The following is a 21680-nucleotide window of genomic DNA, read 5'->3' as shown; positions in this document are numbered from 1 at the left end:
AGCGCAGCATCGTCCCCGTCGGCCGAGGGGACGGGTGGTGTCGATGTGTCGAGTGTCCGGAGGGGGGCTGCACCGTTCGGCTTGCTTCTTTCCCCACTGGCTGTACACTCTGAACCTTTTTCCAACTTCATCTTCAACGAGGTCCCCCCGTGGTCGCCCCCGAGTCAGATTTCCATCGCATCAAGCGCTTGCCGCCCTATGTCTTCAACATCGTCAACGAGTTGAAGGCCGCGGCGCGAGCGCGGGGCGAGGACATCATCGATTTCGGCATGGGCAACCCCGATCAGCCGACGCCGCAGCACATCGTCGACAAGCTGATCGAGGTCTCGGCGCGCGGCAACACCCACCGTTATTCGGTCTCGCGCGGCATCCCGCGGCTGCGTCGCGCCATCTGTCACTGGTATCGCGATCGCTTCGACGTCCATCTCGATCCCGAGACCGAGGCCATCGTCACCATCGGCTCCAAGGAGGGCCTCGCCCACCTCGCGCTGGCGACCATGGACGCCGGTGATACGGTACTGGTGCCCAACCCGGCCTATCCGATCCATCCCTACGGCTTCATCATCGCCGGTGCCGACGTGCGCCATGTGCGCCTGACCCCGGACGTGGACTTCTTCGAGGAGCTGCGGCGCGGTATCCAGGAGTCCTGGCCCAAGCCCAAGATGCTGGTGCTCAACTTCCCCGGCAACCCCACCGGGCAGTGTGTCGATCTCGAGTTCTTCGAGAAGGTCATCGAGATCGCCCGCGAGCACGGCATCTGGGTGGTGCACGACATCGCCTATGCCGACATCGCCTTCGACGGCTACAAGGCCCCCTCGATCCTCCAGGTGCCCGGTGCCAAGGACATCGCCGTCGAGTTCTTCTCGATGTCCAAGAGCTACAACATGCCCGGTTGGCGCGTCGGCTTCATGTGCGGCAACCCGACTCTGGTCTCCGCGCTGGCGCGGATCAAGTCCTATCTCGACTACGGGACCTTCACCCCGATCCAGGTCGCGGCGATCGCCGCGCTCGAGGGGCCGCAGGAGTGCGTGCGCGAGATCAGCGACATGTATCAGAGTCGGCGCGACGTGCTCTGCAGCGGTCTCAACGCTGCCGGCTGGGCGGTCGAGCCGCCCAAGGCGACGATGTTCGTGTGGGCGCCGATCCCCGAACCCTATCGCGAGATGGGGTCGCTGGAGTTCTCGAAAAAGCTCCTGCGCGAGGCCAAGGTGGCGGTCGCGCCCGGGATCGGTTTCGGCGAGTACGGCGACACCCATGTCCGCTTCGGCCTGATCGAGAACGAGCATCGCACCCGTCAGGCCATTCGTGGCATCAAGGAGATGTTCCGCCGCGACGCCCAGGCCGGCGCCTGAGCCGTTCACGGTGACGCGTCCATCATGGGCGCGTCCGGACCGATTCCATCCAGGATACAGCGTCCCGTCCTGGCGGGCGGGCGACGAAGAGGTAACATGATGAAACCGGTGAAAATCGGACTCTTGGGCTTGGGAACCGTCGGTGGCGGCACGGTCAGCGTGCTGGCCAACAATGCCGCGGAGATTGCGCGCCGCGCCGGACGCGAGATCCAGATCGCGCATGCCGCAGCGCGTGCCTATGACGCCGGTGCCATCGATGGACTGGAGCGGATCGGGCGCATCGGCGACGATGCCTTCGCGGTGGTCGAGGACCCCGAGGTTGAGGTGGTCATCGAGCTGATCGGCGGCTATTCGCCGGCCCGCGAGCTGGTGCTGCGCGCGATCGAGAACGGCAAGCACGTGGTCACCGCCAACAAGGCGCTGATCGCGCTGCACGGCAACGAGATTTTCGCCGTCGCTCGCGAGCACGGGGTGACGGTCGGTTTCGAGGCGGCGGTAGCCGGCGGCATCCCGATCATCAAGGCGGTGCGCGAGGGTCTGGCCGCTAACCACATCGAGTGGGTGGCCGGCATCATCAACGGCACCGGCAACTTCATCCTCTCCGAGATGCGCGACAAGGGTCGCGACTTCGCCGACGTGCTCGCCGAGGCGCAGGCGCTCGGCTATGCCGAGGCCGATCCGACTTTCGATGTCGAGGGGATCGACGCGGCGCACAAGCTCACCATCCTCGGCTCGCTCGCCTTCGGCATCCCGCTGCAGTTCGAGCGCTGCTTCACCGAGGGGATCTCGAAAATCGGCGCGCTCGACGTCGCCTATGCCGCCGAGCTTGGCTATCGCATCAAGCACCTGGGGATCGCGCGTCGCGGCGAGCAGGGCATCGAGCTGCGTGTCCACCCGACGCTGATCCCCGAGCGTCGCCTGCTGGCCAATGTCGACGGGGTGATGAACGCGGTGCTGGTCAAGGGTGATGCGGTCGGCCCGACGCTCTACTACGGCGCCGGCGCCGGCGCCCTGCCGACGGCCTCGGCGGTGGTCGCCGATCTGGTCGATGTGGTGCGCACGCTGACCACCGACCCGAGCAACCGGGTGCCGCATCTCGCCTTCCAGCCCGACGAGCTGGCCGATACCCCGGTACTCGAGATGGAGGCGGTCGAGACCGCCTACTACCTGCGGCTCTCGGCGCTCGATCAGCCTGGGGTGATGGCGCGCATTGCCAGCATCCTCGGCGAGCACGGCATCAGCATCGAGGCGATCAAGCAGCAGGAACCGGGCGAGGGCGAGACCCATGTGCCGCTGGTGATGCTCACCCACCGGGTGCGCGAGCGTCAGATGAACGCCGCGCTCGCTCAGATCGAGGCGCTCGACTCGGTACAGGGCGAGATCATCCGCATTCGTGTGGAAATGCTCTCGGGCTGAGCATGAGCGCGCCAGGGTCGGCTCGGCCCTGGCGCCCGATCCGTTTGCGACGAGACGCCATCGATCGTCCCTCTTGCTGGTGTCGTCTCGTCCACCAAGGCACCCATCCCTTCTCTCCCGCAGCCTGCTGATCCAGGCGCATCCTTCATCATTCATCCGTGCTCTGTCTGCTCGAGGAGTCGGCGTCCGACACGGGTTGATCGGAGGCTTCTGTTTCTTGATCCGGGCTCGTGCGCGCAAGCAAGCGTTCGAGCTGCTGTTCGAGGGTGCGACGTCGCGCGTGCTCGGCGAGCAATCGGGTCTGGAGTCGTTCGCGTCCACGCTCGCTGCGCCCTAGCCGTGTCTCGAGCTGGGCGTGCACGTCGGTGAGCTGGCGGTGCTGCGCATCGAGTGCTGCACACGCCTCCTCGCTGCGCCCGAGTCGTGCCTCCAGTTGATCGCGTATCCGTTCGCCTGTCTGCTGTGCCTCGCGCAGCTTCGCCAAAGCCTGCGCTTGTTGTTGATTGTCCCGTTCGCGCTCGCGCAGCTCGCCGGCGAGGGCGGCGTTGTCGCGATTGAGCCGGGTGATCTCGTCCTGCTTGACGATCAGGGTCTGTGCCTGCTGGCGCAGTTCCGCCTGCAACTGCTGGAGCTGCTGGTCGTGGCGGCGTTGATCCTGCTCGCGCTGGAGGCGGCTGGCCTCGCGATAGTGTTCGAGCGCCTCGCGGGTATGACGATGCTTCTCCTCGATCGAGGCGAGATGCTGCGCCTGGACCTCGATCCGTTCCTGTAACCCCTGCTTTTCCTGCTCCAGGCTCGCCAAGGCGATCGCCTGCCCCTGACGCTGTTGCTCCAGTTCAATGATGCGCGCGGCCTGCTCGGCGAGGGTCGTCTCGCGCGCGGCGATCCCCTGGCGCAACCCCTCGACCTCTGCCACGAGTTCATCGCGGACTGTCTCGCTCGCTTCGAGCTGCTGACGCTGTGTCTGTACCTGTTCCTGATGACGGCGCTCGGCGGCGGCGACGATCTCCTCGGCCTCGGTCTCGAGGGTGCGGGCGAGTTCGGCGATGAGCTGCTGGATCGGCTCGCTCAGGCCCTTGGCGTCGCCGAGCCGGCAAGCCTCTTCTTCTTCCAACTCCTTGAGATAGCGATGGATCGTGCTCTTCGAGCCGGTGTTGCCAAGAGCAACGCGGACGGCGTCGATCGAGGGATGTCGGTCCTGTGCGAGCAGGGTGTCGCGCGCCTGTTTGACCAGCGCCTTGGTGATGCCGCCACGTGCCATGGGATCTCCAGTTTATTTCGTACTGTATTACGTAGTATGTATATACGTATTATTTTTGAGCGTCAATTTTTGTGTTCATTAAAAATCAAGGGCGGGATAATATGACTTATCCCATGTCAGGCAGAGATGAGGGCCGCAATCAGGCCCTCTTCGAGCCGGCTGGGTACAAGCGGTACGGACCCGGTATCGAAGACGGGCCGTCAGAGACGATCGAGAGAAGGAGCACACCGGGCATGCAGCGGATCGAGCGCTATATCGAGGCGGCCACCCGCGACAACACCAGACGCGGCTATCGCGCGGCGATCCGTCACTACGAGGAGACCTGGGGCGGGTTGTTGCCGGCGACCGCCGAGTCCGTCGCCCGCTATCTGGCCGATCATGCCGAGCAGCTCGCGCTCAATACCCTGCGGTTGCACCTGGCGGCACTGGCGCGCTGGCATCGTGACCAGGGCTTCCCCGATCCGACCAAGGCGCCGGTGGTGCGTCAGGTGATGCGCGGCATCACTGAGCTGCACCCGGCGCGCGAGCACCAGGCGCGGGCGTTGCGGCTGGAGGACCTGGTGCGGGTCGATGCCATGCTGGAGACGCGCATCCGTACCGGGGGGCTCGCCGAGGCGCTGCGCGCGCGGCGTGATCGGGCGCTGCTGCTGGTCGGCTTCTGGCGCGCCTTCCGTGGCGATGAGCTGCTGAGGCTCGCGGTCGAGGACGTGCGTCAGGAACACGACGGCGGGTTGCTGATCCGGCTCGCGCGGACCAAGACCTCGCACGGCGAGAGCCGCGACTATCCGCTGCCCCGGCTCTCCAGGCTCTGTCCGGTCACGGCCTATGCCGATTGGGTCGGCTGCGCCGGGATCGAGCGTGGCGCGGTGTTCCGTGGCATCGACCGCTGGGGGCGGGTGCGCGAGCAGGGGCTGCACCCCAACAGCCTGATCCCGCTGTTGCGCCGTCTGCTTGAGGAGGCCGGGGTGGCGGATGCGGCAAGCTACAGCGCCCACTCGCTCAGGCGGGGCTTCGCCTCCTGGGCGAGCGCCAGTCAGTGGCAGCTGCGCGAGCTGATGGACTATGTCGGCTGGCGTGACGCGCGCTCGGCGCTGCGCTATATCGAGCGCGCCGCGCCCCGGCTGGGCGGGCGTATCGAGCGCGCGCTGGCCGCGCCGGAGGACGCCTCGGGTTGAATTCGCCGCGCCCGGCGCACATCCCCGGGTCATGCCAGCCCGAGCGGGGACGAGGGAGATGCCGAGCGCGCAGACGACCTGTTACGAGTGTGACGCCAACTGTCCGATCGAGGTCGAGTTCGATACCGCCGGCGAGCCGGTAAAGGTCCGCGGGCCCGACTGCCCGCGCTGTTATGTCCAGCTCGAACGGCGCGATCACCCCGAGCGACTGCTCTATCCACTGCGCCGGGTCGGTCCACGAGGCAGTGGACGCTTTGAGCGGATCGGCTGGGACGAGGCGCTCGACACCATCGCCGCCGAGCTGACGCGTGCCCGTGAACGTCACGGCGCGCCGGCGGTGGGCTTCTTCGCCGGCTATACCAAGGAGGCGCGCCCGCAGCTGCAACGACTCGCCCACAGCTTCGGCTCGCCCAACTACATGACCGAGAGCGGCTGCTGTTTCTCGGCCACCATGGTCGCCGAGAAGCTTACCCTCGGCTACAAGATCAAGACCACCTCGACCGTGGTCTCGCCGAAGACGCGCTGTCATCTCATCTGGTCGACCAACCCGCGCGGCTCGATCCCGCCCTTCGATCAGCACCCGCTGGCCAGTCCCCGCCCCGAGCGGGCGTTGATCGTGGTCGACCCCAGACGTACGCCGCTGGCCGAGCGCGCCGACGTCCATCTGCAGATTCGTCCCGGCACCGATGGGGCGCTCGCGCTCGGCTTCCATCATCTGATCTTCGCCAACGGCTGGCAGGATCAGGTCTTTCTCGACCAGTGGGGGCAGGGGGTGGAGGCCTTCCGCGACTATGTGCGCGACTTCGACCCGCGTCGGGTGGCGGCCATTTGTGGGGTGGCGGCCGCCGACATCGAGCGCGCCGCCGAGTGCTATGCCACCACCGCCCCGGCGCAGATCACCCTGTCGCCGACCGCCACCGTGCAGCACAGCAACGGCTTCCAGAACCATCGCGCGCTGATCCTGCTCTGTGCGGTAACCGGCAACCTCGATCGCGAGGGCGGCAACCGCTTCTTCAACGACAAGGCGCTGCCCCGGCCGATCGAGCGCTTCGATCACTGTCTGGCGGCCTTGCCACCACGTGTCGGCAGCGAGCGCTTCCCGATCTGGACCCGCTACTGGCCGGCGGCGCAGAGCATGCTGTTGCCCGACTGCATCCTCGAGGGCGATCCGCAGCCGATCCGCGCGCTGCTGGCGATGGGGATCAATACTGCGATGTGGCCGAACTCGGCGCGGATGGAGCGGGCGCTTGGCGCGCTCGATTTCTTCGCCGCCAGCGACTTCTTCCACAACCCCGCGACCCGTCAGGCCGATATCGTGTTGCCGGCGGCGACCAACCTGGAACGCCCGGCGCTGATCGCCTATCCCGGCTGTGCCTATCAGGGCGAGGTGCGCTATCGGCGCGCGTTGCTCACCCCGCGGGGCGAGGCCCGTGCGGACGGCGAGATCTTCCTCCAGCTCGGGGTGCGGCTGGGGATGGGGACGCTGTTCTGGGGCGGGGACCTCGAGGCCTCCTGGGCGGAGGCCGCCGAGGGGCTGCCCGAGGCGGTACGCGAGGCGATCTATGCCAGCCCCGACGGGGTGACCGTCTATGCCGATGCGATCGACGACCTGGTCGATCATGGCTTCATGGACGCCGATCGACTCTATCGGCTACGTGGCTTCCCCACCGACAGCGGCAAGGTGGAGTTCGATTCGGACGCGCTGCGCGCCGCCGGTCACGACGGTCTGCCGGTCTATCGCGAACCGGCCGAGGGGCCGGTCTCCACCCCGGCGCTGGCCCGGCGTTTCCCGCTGGTGCTGACCAGCGGCGCGCGCACCAAGTTCGACACCCACTCGCAACACCAGCACAGCGCGCGGATGCGCCGGGCCATTCCCCGTCCCCTGGTCGAGATCCACCCCGAGGATGCCATGGTGCGCGGCATCGACGATGGCGATGCGGTGATGGTCGGCTCGCCCCGTGGCGAGGTGCGCTTCTATGCCCAGGTAACCGAGCGCATCAAGCCGGGCGTGGTGCACTGTGTGCACGGCTGGAACGAGGCCAACGTCAATCTGCTCACCGATGATGTGCACCTCGACCCGATCAGTGGCTTCCCGCCGTTCAAGTCGGGGCTGTGCGAGATCCGACCGATCGATTGAGGTCAGGCCATGCCCTTTATCGGTGTCCTCCCCGAGCGCGAGCAGCTGTTCCGGCCCCGGCCGCGCCGGGCGGTGGCGGTGAGCGACGCCGCCGCCTGGCGGCTCAACCCGGCGCATCGCGGGGTTTACGACAAGCTCGACCTGGCGCTGGCCGAAGGCCTGTTGGCCGCGCCCTGTGGGGTGTCGCCGATGGCGCTCGGGGTTGCGCCGGAGGCGCCGGTGTTCGTCAAGCCAATCGTCAATCTCGCCGGGATGGCCCTCGAGGCCGGGGTGTCTCGCGCCGACGCCGTGCCGGTGCGGCCCGGGAGCTTCTGGTGCGAGTGTCTGGAGGGCGAGCAGACCAGCAGCGACCTGCTACTCGAGGCCGGACGCATCCGCTGGCAGGCGCACACCCGTGCCGGCCAGTGGCGTGACCAGGGGCGCCCCTGTGTCTGGGAGGTCGGGGTCGCGATCCCGGCGATCGAGCCGGTGCTGGCGCAGTTGGTCGAGCGCCATCTCGCCGACTACACCGGGCTGTGCAACATCGAGCTGATCGGGGGGCGGGCGGTGGAGATCCATCTGCGCGGCTCCAACGGCTTCTTCGATCTCTATGGTCCGGGGTTCGTTCCCGCCTGGGTGGCGCTGGTCGACGGCGCACCCTTCGCGCCGCCACCGCCGGTCCCCGGTGGCATGGTGATCTCGGTGTTCGGTCGGCGACCCTTGAGCGGGGAGGAGAGCGAGGCGCTGGCCGCGCTCGGGGTTAGCGTGGACGAGGATCGGCACACCCCGGATCGGGTGGCGATCCTGCGCGCGGCCGATCGCGCGCTCGGTCGCGCGGCGCTGGCGCTGCTCGAGCGCCGGCGCGGCTGATCAGATCCGGGGCAGGGCGAGCGGATCGCGCTTGCGCGGGTTGGCGCGATAGAGGATGGCGATGTTGCCGATGCGGTTGACCAGCATCGCTCCGGTGCGCTCGATGAGTTCGGCGATGGCCGCGTCGCGCAGCTCACGATCGCCGGCGCTGATCTTGGTCTTGAGCAGTTCGTGATGATCGAGCGCGATCTCCAGCTCGGCGATCACCGCATCGGTGATGCCGTGCTGACCGACGATGACGACGGGCTTGAGATGATGCGCCTGCTGCTTGAGCCAGCGTTTCTGTTTTTCGGTGATGCTCATGAAGGCCTTGGCTGTGTTGTGCGAAACGGGTCGGGGCCGGTGCAGGACCGGCCCCGATGGGGGGCGATGATAGCAGTCCCGGCGGCGCTCTGCCGCCTCGGATCGGCTCAGTCCCCGAGCGCTGTCGGTGCGCGCTCGACCTCGACCAGCACCTCGTTGCGACGCAGGAACGGCAGCGAGAAGGGCGAGTTGTAACGGGCATAGATCGGCGTGCCGACCGGGCTCAGGCCGACGCCCTGCACGGCGGCGAGTAGCTGTGACTCGTGCTCGCGATAACGTCCCTCGCCCCAGCCGCCGGAGTAACGGTGCGCGGCGAGCAGTCGCGCCGGGATCTCGCGGATGTGGACGCGCCCGTCGTTGGGGCGGGGCAGGGTCTCGCGGGTGAAGTGTGCGGGCATGACGAAGCTGATGCGATAGCGTGCTTCGCCGCTCGGCTGCTGGGTCACCGGCGCGGTCATGGCGATGCGCTCGCCGCGCCCCAGCGGTTGCTGGTTGACCGGTGCGGTCATGGCGATCTTCCGCGCCCCCTGGTTGTTACCGAAGATGTAGTCGGCGAGCAGGCGAAAGGCGCGACCGCCGACGGCATCGAAGGTGCCCTCGATCTCGACCTCGGCGACCAGCAATGGCGGATAGCGGCGCAGCTCGAAGCCGCGGTGTTGTTCGATCAGGGTATAGGCGGGTTGTTCGGTGGCCATCAGCGCTCCTCCGATGCTGCCCAGGATCAGCGCGAGCGCCAGGGCGGCGAGCGTCGCGCGCCGGGTGTTCGATCTCGGCATGGTCCTCTCCTCGTGACGTTCCTGATCCCCAGGCTATGGGCGTTGGTCGGTGATTGACAGGGGATGCCTGACAGTGAACCGGCTCAGCGGATAAACTGAGCGATTGTCCATCCAATCCCGCGATCCGCCGAACATGAGTCAATACTGGAGCGACCTGGTCCACACCCTGCAGCCCTATGTCCCCGGTGAGCAGCCCAGGCATGTCGAGCTGACCAAGCTCAACACCAACGAGAACCCCTATCCGCCCTCGCCGCGGGTGCGTGCGGTGCTCGATGATGCGGCAGTCGACGCGCTCCGACTCTATCCCGACCCCGACAGCGGCGCGCTCAAGGCCGCCCTCGCCGCGCGTGCGGGGCTGGCGCCGGAGAACGTCTTCATCGGCAACGGTTCGGATGACGTGTTGGCGCTCGCCTTCATGGCCTTCTTCAAACAGCCCGAGCCGCTACGCTTCCCGGATCTGACCTACGGCTTCTATCCGGTCTATTGCAAGCTCTTTGGGATCGCCTCGCGGATCGTCCCGCTCAATGCCGCCTTCGAGGTCGACCCGGCCGACTATGCCGCCGAAAGCGGCCCGATCGTGCTCCCCAACCCCAATGCCCCGACCGGTCGGGCGCTGCCGCTCGAGCAGCTCGAGCGCCTGCTCGCGGCCAACCGCGAGCGGGTGGTGCTGATCGACGAGGCCTATGTCGACTTCGGTGCCGAGAGTGCGGTGGCGCTGCTCGCCGAGCACCCGCAGCTCTTGGTGGTGCAGACCTTCTCCAAGTCGCGCTCGCTGGCCGGGCTGCGGGTTGGCTTCGCCTATGGCTCGGCCGAGCTGATCGCGGGGCTGGAGCGGGTCAAGGACTCCTTCAACTCCTATCCGCTCGACCGGCTGGCGCAGGCCGGCGCACTCGCCGCGCTGGAGGACGAGGACTACTTCCGCGACTGCATCGCGCGGGTGATGGCCACGCGCGAGTGGACGGTCGCCGAACTCACCCGGCGCGGCTTTGCGGTGCTGCCCTCGCAGACCAACTTCGTGCTGGCGCGGGTGCCGAATGGGCGGGCCCGCGCACTCTTCGAGCAGCTGCGCGAGGTCGGGGTGCTGGTGCGTTATTTCGATCGGCCACGTCTGCATGAGCACCTGCGCATCTCGATCGGTACCGACGCCGAGATGCGTCGCCTGATCGAAGAGATCGACCGTCTGCTGGACTGAGATGCGGTGATTCGGGGCGCGTTCGCCCCGATATGGCGGTTTACCCGGTTGTGCTCGGGCGCGTAAAATTAACCGTTTATCCATAAAAACCCGGTCGACACGACGCGGAGGGACACTTGGCAGAGCTTGAGGATATCCGTTATCTGGTCGGCCCCGGCGGGGCGCTCACCGGGCGGTTGCGCGTACCGGGCGACAAGTCGATCTCGCATCGCTCGATCATGCTCGCGGCGCTGGCCGAGGGCGAGACCCGGATCAGCGGTTTTCTCGAGGGCGCCGATGCCCTTGCCACACTCGCGGCCTTTCGCCGCATGGGCGTCGAGATCGAAGGCCCGGAGGCGGGCAGGGTGCGGGTGCGCGGGGTCGGTCTGCATGGGCTCGAGGCCCCGGACGCGGTGCTCGACATGGGCAACTCCGGCACCTCGATGCGGCTGCTCGCCGGTTTGCTCGCCGGTCAGCGTTTCGCCACCACCCTGGTCGGAGACGCCTCGCTGACGCGGCGTCCGATGCGCCGAGTGACCGAACCGCTGGCGCGGATGGGCGCGCGGATCGAGACCTCGGAGACTGGCACCGCGCCGTTGCGCATCACCCCGGTCGAGACGCTCACCGGGATCGATTACGCACTGCCGGTGGCCAGCGCCCAGATCAAGTCGAGCCTGCTGCTCGCCGGGCTCTTCGCCGAGGGCGAGACCTGTGTCACCGAGCCCGCGCCAACGCGCGATCACACCGAGCGCATGCTCAGCGCCTTCGGCTATCGGCTGCGTCGTGACGGCGCCCGGGTCTGTCTGAGCGGTGGCGGACGGCTGCAGGGCTGTGAGCTGGTGGTGCCGGCCGATATCTCCTCGGCGGCCTTCTTCCTCGTCGGCGCGAGCATCGCGCCGGGCTCGGACCTGGTCCTCGAGGGGGTCGGTATCAACCCCACCCGGATCGGCGTGATCAACATCCTGCGCGCCATGGGCGGTGACATCGAGCTGCGCGACGAGCGCATGGCCGGCGGCGAGCCGGTGGCCGATATCCGCGTGCGTCATGCGCCGCTCCACGGTATCGAGATCCCGCGCGACCAGGTCCCCCTGGCCATCGACGAGTTCCCGGCGCTGTTCATCGCCGCCGCCTGTGCCGAGGGCGAGACCCGGCTCGGCGGCGCCGAGGAGCTGCGGGTCAAGGAGAGCGATCGCATCCAGGTGATGGCCGATGGTCTGGCCACGCTCGGCATCGAGGCCGAGCCGTTGCCCGACGGTATCCGCATCCGTGGCGGCGCGCTCGGCTCGAACCTCGGGCGCGCGCCGATCCAGGCCCACGGCGACCATCGCATCGCCATGTCCTTCGCCATCGCCGCGCTGCGTGCCGCAGGGCCAGTGGAGATCCACGACTGCGCCAATGTCGAGACCTCCTTCCCCGGCTTCCCACGGCTGGCCGCGAGCGCCGGGTTGCAGATCGAGGAGCAACAACTCGCATGATTCCGGTAATTACCGTCGATGGTCCCTCGGGGACCGGCAAGGGAACCCTGACCGCGCTGCTCGGCGAGCGGCTCGGTTGGCATTGTCTCGACAGCGGGGCGCTCTACCGGGTGCTGGGACTCGCCGCCGATCGCGCTGGGGTGGACCTCGAGGATGCCGAGGGACTGGCGGCACTCGCCGCCGGGCTCGAGCTACGCTTCGTCGAGCGCCGGGTGCTGCTCGCCGGCGAGGACGTCAGCGATCTGATTCGGACCGAACAGGCCGGTATGGCCGCCTCGCGGGCCGCCGCGCACGGTCCGGTGCGCACCGCGCTGCTCGAGTGGCAGCGGCGCATGGCGCGCGAACCCGGGTTGGTCGCCGACGGTCGCGACATGGGTACCGTCGTCTTTCCTCAGGCCCCATTGAAAGTCTTTCTCGACGCCAGCCCCGAGGTGCGCGCCGAGCGACGTTATAAACAGTTGAAAGAAAAGGGGTTGGATGCTAGTCTCCCCGACCTCATAGTGGACATCCGCGAGCGCGATCAGCGCGACCGCAACCGTGCAGTCGCGCCGCTGCGTCCGGCAACGGACGCCGTGACGCTGGATTCGACAGCGATGTCCATTCAGGAAGTGCTCGATCGGGTCTTGGAAGAGGTAAGGCGCGTCTTCCCGGAGCTGGTCTCTTGACGTCGACCCCCGTCTCTCTGGAGATGGGTCGACACTTGGTCGGGTCGGTGCGCGCTGCATCGGCCTTGTCGTTTAATTCATCACCCACCGCTCCGGACGGAGTGGAACGCGCGCCGTTCTTCAGGATAATTGGATCTCATGACCGAAAGCTTTGCCGAACTTTTTGAACAGAGTCTGAACACCACCCAGCTCCAGCCGGGCACCATCGTCATTGGTACCGTGATCGAAATCACGTCCGACAACGTGATGGTGAACGCCGGGCTGAAGTCCGAGGGCGTGATCCCGCGCAGCCAGTTCATCAGCGCCGAAGGTGAGCTCGAGGTCGCCGTCGGCGACGAGGTCGAGGTCGCCCTGGACGCGGTCGAGGACGGTTTCGGCGTCACTCGTCTGTCGCGCGAGAAGGCCAAGCGTTTCGCGGCCTGGGATCACCTGGAGAAGGCCTTCGAGGCCGCCGAGACCGTCAAGGGCATGATCAACGGCAAGGTCAAGGGCGGCTTCACCGTCGACCTCGGCACCGTGCGTGCCTTCCTGCCCGGCTCCCTGGTCGACGTGCGTCCGGTGCGCGATACCACCTACCTCGAAGGCAAGGAACAGGAATTCAAGGTCATCAAGCTCGACCGCAAGCGCAACAACGTCGTGGTGTCGCGCCGTGCGGTGGTCGAGGAAGAGTACAGCGCCGAGCGCGAGGCGCTGCTCAAGAACCTCGAAGAGGGCATGGAGATCAAGGGTATCGTCAAGAACCTCACCGACTACGGTGCGTTCCTGGATCTCGGCGGTATCGACGGCCTGCTGCACATCACCGACATGGCCTGGCGTCGTGTCAAGCACCCCTCCGAGGTGGTCGAGATCGGTGACGAAATCAGCGTCAAGGTGCTCAAGTTCGACCGTGAGCGTCAGCGCGTCTCCCTCGGCCTCAAGCAGATGGGCGAGGATCCGTGGGTCAACATCTCGCGTCGCTACCCCGAGAGCACCCGTGTCTTCGGTAAGGTGACCAACATCGCCGACTACGGCTGCTTCGTCGAGATCGAAGAGGGCGTCGAGGGTCTGGTGCACGTCTCCGAGATGGACTGGACCAACAAGAACATCCACCCGACCAAGGTCGTCTCGCTTGGCGACGAGGTCGAGGTCATGGTGCTCGACATCGACGAGGAGCGTCGTCGCATCTCGCTCGGCATCAAGCAGTGCGCACTCAACCCCTGGGATGAGTTCGCCGCGACCCACAAGAAGGGCGACCACGTCACCGGCAAGATCAAGTCGATCACCGACTTCGGTATCTTCATCGGTCTCGAGGGCGGCATCGACGGTCTGGTGCACCTCTCCGACATCTCCTGGGACGAGTCCGGCGAGCAGGCCCTGCGTCGCTACAAGAAGGGCGACGAACTCGAGACCGTGGTGCTCTCGGTCGACCCCGAGCGCGAGCGTATCTCGCTCGGCGTCAAGCAGCTCGACAAGGATCCCTTCTCCAGCTTCGTGGCACTGCATGACAAGGGCAGCATCGTCACCGGCGTGATCACCGAGGTCGACCCCAAGGGCGCGACCATCGCACTGGCCGACGGCGTCGAGGGCTACCTGCGTGCCTCCGAGATCTCGCGTGACCGCGTCGAGGACGCACGCACCGTGCTCAAGGCCGGTGAGGAGATCGAGGCCAAGTTCCTTGGTGTCGATCGCAAGAACCGCACCCTGTCGCTGTCGATGAAGGCCAAGGACGTCGAAGAAGAGCAGGCGGCAATCAAGGGTTATGCCCGCGAGTCCTCCAGTGGCACCGCCACCCTCGGCGACATCCTCAAGGAGCAGATGGAAGAGGCCCAGCGCGGCAACTAATGCCGGCTTGACGCTTCCATGACCCTCCGGGGCCTGCCGTCTGGCGGGCCCCGCATGCTTTTCCAGGAGTCGATACCATGACGAAATCCGAGCTGATCGACGTTCTGGCCGCCGAGCAGGATCATCTTCCCTACAAAGATGTCGAAGAGGCGGTTCGAAAGATCCTCGAGCGCATGAGCAGTGCGCTCGCCTCCGGTGAACGAATCGAGATTCGTGGCTTCGGAAGCTTTTCGCTCCATTACCGTCCGCCCCGTATCGGTCGCAACCCGAAGACCGGGGAATCGGTGGCCCTGGCCGGCAAGCACGTCCCGCACTTCAAGCCAGGCAAGGAACTCCGGGATCGCGTCAACCAGGCATTCCAGCGGGATCGGGCCGCGCAGGCCGACGTCGTCGATGACGACGATGCCAGCGCGCCCTCCCTGCAGGTCGCAGTCTCCAGCTGAGGCCGTTCGACGGGCATCGTGATCCTCACGGTGCCCGTTTCTCACTGACCCCCTCCGGTGTTTCCCGACACCATGCGCAATGATCGAGCCTACCTGATCGAGCTGCGTCACTACGCCCCCCGGCAGACACGCCACCACCATCCCCATGCCCAGGTGGTGATCCCGTTGCAGGGCACCATGGATCTCGTCATTGCCAGTCGCGAGACCCGGCTTGCCGCCGGTATGGTCGCGGTGATCGCGCCCGGTGCCCGGCATGATTTCAGCGGCAGCGCGCGCAATCGATTCCTGGTGTTCGATCTCGCCGATCCGCTGCTGATCGAGTGCTGTCTGGGCGAGGAGGCAGCGCCGGTGCGAACCCTGGGCAACACCGCTTCGCGTTATCTCGCCCTGCTCGCCGGTGAGCTGGAACAGGGCGGACGGCGCCTCTGCTCGCGTGCGGCGATCACCACGGCGTGCGAATTGCTCGCCGAGCCTGCTGCCGAGGCCAGCGACGACGAGATCGGGCCGCCCTCGCGCTTGCTGCGCGCTGAACGCCTGCTCGCCGAAGAGGGGGCCGATGGGCCGAATGTGGCCGAGATTGCAGCCAGCGTCGGGCTCTCGGTCAGTCAACTCAATCGGCTGTATCGGGCCCGTCATGGACGTTCACCCAAGCAGGCCCAGATCGCCGAGCGACTCGCGCGCGCCACTCGGCTGCTGCGCGAGACCGATCACTCGGTCGCGACCATCGCCCACCTGCTCGGCTATCGCAATCCGTCGTCCTTCTGCAGCCTGTTCAAAGAGCATCTCGGGATGACCCCGAGCGATTACCGACGCACAGCGGCTGGAGCAGGGTGAGCGATTTCCGAATTCTTTGCGCGGTTTGCCGAACGACACCGCGGGCGCTGCTGCACTAGGCTGTCGCGCTTTATCGTCAACGATCAGGATTCGCGATGTCGATGATCCTTGCCGCCGCGGCGCTCTGGGGCCTCCTGGGCCTGTTCGCCGTGACCCTCAATGCCGCCGGGTTCGACGGTCAGCAGGTCGCCATCCTGCGGATCCTCTGTGCCGCGCTGCTGCTCGTCGTCGTCGGCGCGCGCTGGCTGCTGCGTGGCGTCGATCTGCGGGTGTTGGCGGCACAGTCCCCGAGATTGATGCTCCATGGCCTGATCGGGGTGCTCGGCTACAACCTCTGCTACTTCCAGGCGATCGACGCCGTCGGGGTCGGTATGGCCGTGGCGCTGCTCTATACCGCGCCGCTCTGGGCGCTGGTCTTTGCAGTGTGGTTCGATGGTGAGTCGGTGACCGGGCGTGGCCTCGTTGCTGCGCTCGGTGCCCTGTGCGGGGTCGTGCTGCTGCTCGGCCAGACCCTGTCGACCGGGACGGGAGCGCCTGCCGGGGTACTCTTCGGACTCGCCGCAGGCCTGTGCTATGCACTCTATCCGGTGCTCGGACGCTGGCTGATCGCTCGGCTCGGTCCGGATCCGGTGATGGCCAGTGGGTTCATCCTCAGCGCCCTGGTCCTGTTGCTGTTGCCCATGACTTGGCAGGCGCTCGAAGGACTGGCGATTCACCGGGGGGAGTGGTCGATCTGGGGTGCCGTGCTGGCGATGGGTCTGTTCGGGACCCTGCTCGCCTACGCACTGTTCACCCGTGGACTGAGACGGATCGCCGCCTCGCGCGCGGCACTGCTGACCACCGTCGAGCCGGTGGTGGCGATGCTCGGTGCCGTGCTCTGGCTCGGTGAACGGTTCTCGGCGATGCAGTGGGGCGGTGTCGCGTTGATTCTCGTCAGTGCGTTATTGGTGGCCATCCCTGGCCGTCGTCGGGTCAGCGGATCATCGCCGGCTGATCCTTCTCCAGATAGGCCTCTTCCTCGGGGTTGAGATCGACCAGGTCGAAGCCGGTGATCATCGGGGTGACGTGCTCGCGGAAGGAGTGTCCGGTGGTGAGCATGTAGACATGGATGAAGGCGAAGGCGAGGATCGCGAAGGCCGCGCCGGTGTGAATCATCGCCACGGCTTCCAGCCAGCCGGTGGCGTGGGGGATGTCGCGCCACAGGAAGTAGAAGATATAGAGCAGCCCGGTGACCCAGATCAGCGGGAAGAGCACCACCTTGAGCATCAGATAGGCCAGCGCCTGCAAGGGGTTGTGTTTGCGCCAGAAGGCCTTGCGGTAGGGATGGCGCTCACCCTTGAAGATACCGAAGCTGTAGAAGCGCAGCACCTGCCAGAGCCCGTGTCCGGTCGGCAGGAAGTGACGCCAGGTCTCGGTGGTGAAGAGCCAGAACACGCTGAACATCCAGAGGATCAGCAGGGCGCTCGCGGCATACATGTGAATGGTCACCGCGACCTCGAAGTCGAACAGGTCGTGGAAACCGTGCAGGCCGAAGCCGGTGAGCATCAGGATTACGATCAGCGCCATCTGGCTCCAGTGCCAGAAGCGCTCGAAGCGTCCGAAGATCAGAACCTTGCGCATGGCCATCAGTGTTGTTCTCCCTTCGAGAAGAGTCGGATCAGGGCGTGGACGAGGATGCCGAGCAGGGTCGCGCCAACGGCGATGATACCGATGATGTCGAGCCAGCGGCTGTGATCGCGTCCTGGTAGGTAGACCCCCTCGAGTCCGGCCAGTCGGCCCTCGGCGGCATGGCAGTCGCGACAGGCGAGTGCGTCCTCCTTGGGGGCGACCATGTGGGTGATCGGCCACCAGGAGAGGGTCTCGACGAAGCCGAACTCGCCCGAGTAGTCGAGCCCGAAATCGGCCATGCCGCGGGCGATGGCTCGTCCCATGTCGTAATTGCCCCAGTAAGCGGTGTCATCGATGCCCCAGAGATGGGTGTAGACCAGGGTGCCGTTACCGGCATCGTAGGGCAGCCAGGTGACCATCCGCTTGAACGGCCAGATGCGTGAGTTTCCATCCTCGCGGTTGCCCTCGAAGCCGTTGATCTCGATCGGCTGCTGGCTGTCGTCGAATTTGGTATCGATGGTGGTGTAGTGCATCTGACCATCGAACCAGGCGTATTCGGGCACGATGTCCTCGTCATAGACGAAGTCACCCTTGATCGACTTGTAGGTGTAGCGGTGCTCGCCGTTGCCCTGGGTGTAGCCGTGCTCGTGATAACCCTCGCCGTCGCGGGTCCTGCCGGCGGTGCGCCAATCCCAGTCGGTGATGGTGGCCACGCCACCGCGGGCGAACTCGGGGATGTGGCAGGTCTGACAGGCCACGCTGGCGACGTGATCGTTGAGCTTGAGGGCACGGAGCGAGTCGATCGGGTGGGGCGAGAGTCCGTGGCAGGACTCGCAGGTGGCGACATCGCGGCGCTCGCCGGGCTGTCCGGTGCCCTCGGTATCGCGGGAGACGATCTTGTAGCGACTACCCGCCCAGACGTGCTGCTTGGTGATATGGCAGGCGGTGCAGGAGAAGTTGAGCCCCGCGGCATCCATGTGCACGTCGAGTTCGTGCGGTGGATCGATCAGCGCGGTGGAGAGGTCGCCATGCTTGACGTTGTCGCCGCCGCCGCCGTTGAAGTGACAGGTGCCACAGTTCTCCCGGCTCGGTAGCGCGACATTGCGCGCGATCTCGCCGAGATCGAGTGGTTCCAGGTCCTCGAACATCACCGAACAGGCCGAGTGACCCTCGTTGTTCGGAGTCTTGTAATAGGTGCCGGTGCCGTCGTGACAGACCAGACAGTCGATCTTGGTCTGGTCGGTGAAGTCGAAGTCCTCGTCCTTCCAGCCGTAGCCGGCGTGACACTGGGCGCACATCCCCTCGTTGCCACGGGCGTTGGTGCAGAAGTTGTTGATCAGGTGGCGCTTGCCGAGCTGCTGGCCGGTGTCGGGGTCGACATAGTCCCAGGTCCAGTGGACGTTGCGCATGAAGTGCTCACCGGTCTCGGTATGACAGCTCAGACACGCTTCGGTGACTTCTGGCCCGGATTCAAAGGCCTGTTGCAGGATCTCGAACTTGGCATGATCGGCGGTGCCGCCGGTGAGTGGACCGGACCGTTGGGGACGCTGCTGATTCGGCGTGTCCTGCGCTGTCGTCTCCTGTGGCGTCGTGTGGAGCGACGCCGACGACGAGCAGGCGACCAGCATCAGACCCACGGCGACCAGTCGTGTGGTGGTGATGGACATCTCGCACCTCGGATTGGATGGGGAAGGCTTTCGCGGACCTAATCGAGCCGATGAGGAGTGCCCGCTTAGGGCTGGTAAATAAACACCAAAGACACCGCTTGCGCCTTGAGCAAGCGCAAGTCGATCACGCTTTGTTGTCGCCCTTGGAGATCAGCAGGGCTCACGGCGGGGGATCAGGGCAGCATGGCGGGCACCAGCAGATAGCCGATGATGGTTCCGAAGAGGGTTCCGAGCAGGGCGCCCAGCAGGATTCCGTACCACTTCACGCCGTTGCGACTCCAGGGGTTGAGCGGGGTTGGACCGAATGCACGACATTGTGCGCCGAGCCCGACGGAGCGGGCAAGGGTGATTACAGGGTGCTCGAGAGCCGCGTGACCTCGCTCATGGCGCGCTCGAGCGTCTCCTCTGTGGTGTGGAAGTGTGGCGAGAAACGGATTCCGCCGCCGCGCTGTGCGCAGAGCACCTGCTGGCGCATCAGTGCCGGGTAGAGGTGCTCGCTCGCTACGTCGGGCACGCGGAAGGTGACGATCCCGGCGCGCCGCTCGGGCGGGCGCGGGGTCAGGAGTTCGAAACCGTGACGATCGATCGCCGCGATCAGCCAATCGACCCGCTGTCTGATCAGGGTCTCGATCGTTGTCGTGCCGACCTCCTCGAGCAGCGACAGGCTCGACTCCAGCGCGTGCGCGGCGAGCAGATTGGGGCTGCCGCATTCGAAGCGTCTGGCCTCGGGCGCCGGACTCCAGTCGCGCTGCTCGAAGTCCCCTGGGTCTGCAACCATGTGCCAGCCGAACTGGTGTAGCTCGAGGCGTTCACGCTGAGTCGCTGCGACATGGAGCAGCGCCAGGCCCTCGGGGCCCAGCATCCACTTGTGGCCATCGGCGACGACGAAATCGGCGCCACTGTCAGCGAGCGAGAAGGGCAGCGCGCCGAGTCCCTGGATGGCATCAACACAGAAGAGGATGTCACGCTCGCGACAGAAGGCGCCGAGCCGCGCCAGGTCGAGCCGCAGACCGCGGGCGTACTGTACCCAGCTCACCGCGATCAGACGGGTGTGCTCGTCGCACAGAGCGCAGAGATCGCCCTCGGGATCGCTGCTCTGCTCCAGATCGAGCGCTCGCCAATCCACCCCACGCGGGGCCAGCGACTCCCAGACGATCCGGTTGGAGGGGAACTCCTGAGCGATCCCGACAACATTGTCACCGGCACGCCAAGGCAGGCCGTGGGCGATCACCGAGAGCGCCTCGGAGGTGTTCTTGAGCAAGGCGATGGTGCTCGTGTCGGGGCTGCCGACGAGCCGAGCGAGCCGTTCGCGCAGACGCGCCTCCACCTCCAGCCAGTCGAGATAGGCCAGCGAGCCGCGTGCGGCATTGTCCTCGGCGAAGCGCCGTACCACCTCGGCGCTGCGACGTGGCCAGGGGCCGACGGCGGCGTGGTTGAGATGACTCAGCCCGGGGACGAGCGGAAACTCCTCGGCGAGTGAGTGCTGGCGCAGGTTCATCCCTCGTTGGCCTCCGCTGTCGGTGTCGTCGGTTCGGGCGAAAGGCGTTGGACCATGCCCGATTCGGGCAGACGCAACGCCGAACTGCCGAGCGGTTGGCGGGCATCCTGCGCGGCTGCGGCTGCGGCTGCGGGGGGCGGCTCGTCACTGACCAGGGTCTGTGGCGTATCCGTCGCCCCGGCCGAGGTGACGGGGGCGGTGGTCGGCTGGGCCGGCGGTTGCTGTACGGGAGCGAGTGGTGTCGGCGCCGGGCGGGGCGTGGTGACCTTGGGCGTCGTCGTCGTGGTCGTCGTGGCGGCGGTGGTCGATGCCGGCTCCGATTGCGGTTGCGATGGCTCGGGTGCGCTCTGTGGCTTGGCGGTTTGCTCGCGCCGTGCACTGGCCGCGCGCGCGGCGGCGCGTTGACGCTGACGTTTGGCGTAGTTGCCGTAGCTGGGACCACGCCCGACGATGGTCACCGTCGTGTCCCGATCGACCTTGGCGAACAGCAAGGGGGCAACCTTGGCGGGCATGCGAATGCAGCCGTGAGAGGCCGGTCTGCCCGGACGCGGGATGGGCCCTGCGTGCAGACCGATGCCGTCAGTGGTCAAGCGCATGAAGTAGGGCATCTTGGCACCGACGAAGCGGGCGCCGTCGGGCAGTGGGTCGCGCCCGACCTTGACGTTCGACTGGAGCAGCTTGCCCGCGGAGCTGTAGTAGCGACCGTAGAGGTTGGAGCGCTTGTTCTCGACCTTCTCCATCACCGTGAAGCTGCCGATCGGGGTGGGATGGCGTGAGACGCCGGTGGCCACGGTCGTCCAGCCGACCTCCACATCGCCGTCATAGAACCTGGCTTTCTGGGTATCGGTGTCGACGACGATGTGCGAGACCCGCTGCCCCTCGCCGCTCCATTCGTAGAGCGAGGGCTTCTTGGGAATCACCGGTGTCGACTGTGGCTGTGGCGGCTGTTGCTCCACCGGCGGCGGTGCTGGCTGTGGTTCGGGCTTGGCCGCGAGCCGTGGCCATTCGGTGCAACCGCTCAGGGTGGTCAGGGCCAGGGCGCATAACCAGAGGGTCCGGGGGCGTGCCAGGGTGCGAAGGGTGGGCGTGGGATAGCTCATCATGGGATTCCCCGGGTGATTGTGTCGGTGCGGTTGCGCTTCCTCAATATGGTTAGGATAACGTGCCGAAGTTTCGAGGGCATCCGTCGACCCCGAATAACGGCGCGATCGCGTCGAACATGAAGACGG

The 21680-nt window shown here is 66.5% G+C and carries 19 protein-coding genes; 12 read left to right on the top strand and 7 right to left on the bottom strand.

Features of this window, described 5'->3' with window-relative positions:
• Nucleotides 1–149 precede the first annotated feature (149 nt).
• Complete coding sequence (gene alaC, locus MARPU_RS08260; RefSeq protein WP_005223936.1) at nt 150–1352, top strand: alanine transaminase; 1203 nt, start codon at nt 150–152, stop codon at nt 1350–1352.
• 99 nt (nt 1353–1451) lie between these two features.
• Nucleotides 1452–2768: a homoserine dehydrogenase gene (locus tag MARPU_RS08255; RefSeq protein ID WP_005223935.1), complete on the top strand. Its 1317-nt coding sequence runs from the start codon at nt 1452–1454 to the stop codon at nt 2766–2768.
• A gap of 148 nt (nt 2769–2916) precedes the next feature.
• Here the strand turns inward: MARPU_RS08255 and MARPU_RS08250 are convergent, their stop codons facing one another.
• Nucleotides 2917–4029: a DNA-binding protein gene (locus MARPU_RS08250; protein WP_005223934.1), complete on the bottom strand. Its 1113-nt coding sequence runs from the start codon at nt 4027–4029 to the stop codon at nt 2917–2919.
• Between the two features lie 233 nt (nt 4030–4262).
• Between MARPU_RS08250 and MARPU_RS08245 the strand changes: the two genes are divergently transcribed.
• The 3 genes from MARPU_RS08245 to MARPU_RS08235 are packed head-to-tail and all read left to right on the top strand — an operon-like array spanning nt 4263 to nt 8190.
• Entirely contained in the window at nt 4263–5204 is a 942-nt protein-coding gene (locus tag MARPU_RS08245; protein ID WP_005223933.1) for a site-specific integrase, read from the top strand.
• A gap of 58 nt (nt 5205–5262) precedes the next feature.
• Entirely contained in the window at nt 5263–7341 is a 2079-nt protein-coding gene (locus MARPU_RS08240; protein ID WP_005223932.1) for a molybdopterin-containing oxidoreductase family protein, read from the top strand.
• A 9-nt stretch (nt 7342–7350) separates the two neighbouring features.
• The gene (locus MARPU_RS08235; protein ID WP_005223931.1) at nt 7351–8190 is read left to right on the top strand and encodes a hypothetical protein; all 840 of its coding nucleotides are present in this window, start codon (nt 7351–7353) and stop codon (nt 8188–8190) included.
• On the opposite strand, the gene yhbY is transcribed toward MARPU_RS08235, so the two are convergent.
• Together yhbY and MARPU_RS08225 are read right to left on the bottom strand one after the other, a co-directional pair.
• Nucleotides 8191–8493, bottom strand: a complete 303-nt coding sequence (gene yhbY, locus MARPU_RS08230) for a ribosome assembly RNA-binding protein YhbY (RefSeq protein WP_005223930.1) — start codon at nt 8491–8493, stop codon at nt 8191–8193.
• A 107-nt stretch (nt 8494–8600) separates the two neighbouring features.
• A complete protein-coding gene (locus MARPU_RS08225) occupies nt 8601–9269 on the bottom strand; it encodes an SOUL family heme-binding protein (RefSeq protein ID WP_005223929.1) in 669 nt (222 codons plus the stop codon).
• Nucleotides 9270–9402: 133 nt separating this feature from the next.
• On the opposite strand from MARPU_RS08225, the gene hisC reads away from it, so the two are divergent.
• The 7 genes from hisC (at nt 9403) to MARPU_RS08190 (ending at nt 16706) form a co-directional block, all read left to right on the top strand.
• A complete protein-coding gene (hisC, locus tag MARPU_RS08220) occupies nt 9403–10461 on the top strand; it encodes a histidinol-phosphate transaminase (protein WP_005223928.1) in 1059 nt (352 codons plus the stop codon).
• A 116-nt stretch (nt 10462–10577) separates the two neighbouring features.
• The gene (gene aroA / locus MARPU_RS08215) at nt 10578–11915 is read left to right on the top strand and encodes a 3-phosphoshikimate 1-carboxyvinyltransferase (protein WP_005223927.1); all 1338 of its coding nucleotides are present in this window, start codon (nt 10578–10580) and stop codon (nt 11913–11915) included.
• Nucleotides 11912–12580 carry a (d)CMP kinase gene (gene cmk, locus MARPU_RS08210; protein WP_005223926.1) on the top strand — a complete coding sequence of 223 codons (669 nt, stop codon included), beginning with the start codon at nt 11912–11914 and terminating at the stop codon, nt 12578–12580. Before aroA ends, cmk begins: the two co-directional genes overlap by 4 nt.
• Before the next feature lie 138 nt (nt 12581–12718).
• Nucleotides 12719–14401, top strand: coding sequence for a 30S ribosomal protein S1 (rpsA, locus tag MARPU_RS08205; protein ID WP_005223925.1), 1683 nt, complete (start codon nt 12719–12721; stop codon nt 14399–14401).
• A 77-nt stretch (nt 14402–14478) separates the two neighbouring features.
• Nucleotides 14479–14844: an integration host factor subunit beta gene (gene ihfB, locus MARPU_RS08200; RefSeq protein ID WP_005223924.1), complete on the top strand. Its 366-nt coding sequence runs from the start codon at nt 14479–14481 to the stop codon at nt 14842–14844.
• Between the two features lie 72 nt (nt 14845–14916).
• Nucleotides 14917–15678 (top strand): helix-turn-helix transcriptional regulator, encoded by a 762-nt coding sequence (locus MARPU_RS16640; RefSeq protein ID WP_005223923.1) that lies wholly within the window; start codon nt 14917–14919, stop codon nt 15676–15678.
• Between the two features lie 95 nt (nt 15679–15773).
• Complete coding sequence (locus MARPU_RS08190) at nt 15774–16706, top strand: DMT family transporter (protein WP_005223922.1); 933 nt, start codon at nt 15774–15776, stop codon at nt 16704–16706.
• Here the strand turns inward: MARPU_RS08190 and MARPU_RS08185 are convergent.
• The 4 genes from MARPU_RS08185 to MARPU_RS16635 form a co-directional block, all read right to left on the bottom strand.
• Nucleotides 16651–17304, bottom strand: a complete 654-nt coding sequence (locus tag MARPU_RS08185) for a cytochrome b/b6 domain-containing protein (protein ID WP_005223921.1) — start codon at nt 17302–17304, stop codon at nt 16651–16653. The genes MARPU_RS08190 and MARPU_RS08185 overlap by 56 nt on opposite strands.
• The gene (locus MARPU_RS08180; protein WP_005223920.1) at nt 17304–18953 is read right to left on the bottom strand and encodes a tetrathionate reductase family octaheme c-type cytochrome; all 1650 of its coding nucleotides are present in this window, start codon (nt 18951–18953) and stop codon (nt 17304–17306) included. Before MARPU_RS08180 ends, MARPU_RS08185 begins: the two co-directional genes overlap by 1 nt.
• 349 nt (nt 18954–19302) lie before the next feature.
• Nucleotides 19303–20451, bottom strand: a complete 1149-nt coding sequence (locus MARPU_RS08175) for an aminotransferase class V-fold PLP-dependent enzyme (protein ID WP_005223919.1) — start codon at nt 20449–20451, stop codon at nt 19303–19305.
• A complete protein-coding gene (locus MARPU_RS16635) occupies nt 20448–21554 on the bottom strand; it encodes a L,D-transpeptidase (protein WP_005223918.1) in 1107 nt (368 codons plus the stop codon). The genes MARPU_RS08175 and MARPU_RS16635 overlap by 4 nt, the downstream gene beginning before the upstream one ends.
• Between the last annotated feature and the right edge of the window lie 126 nt (nt 21555–21680).

The organism is Marichromatium purpuratum 984 (assembly GCF_000224005.2).
GTDB lineage: Bacteria > Pseudomonadota > Gammaproteobacteria > Chromatiales > Chromatiaceae > Marichromatium > Marichromatium purpuratum.
Note: the sequence above shows the minus strand (reverse complement) of the source record. Positions and strands in the feature narration are given on the sequence as shown.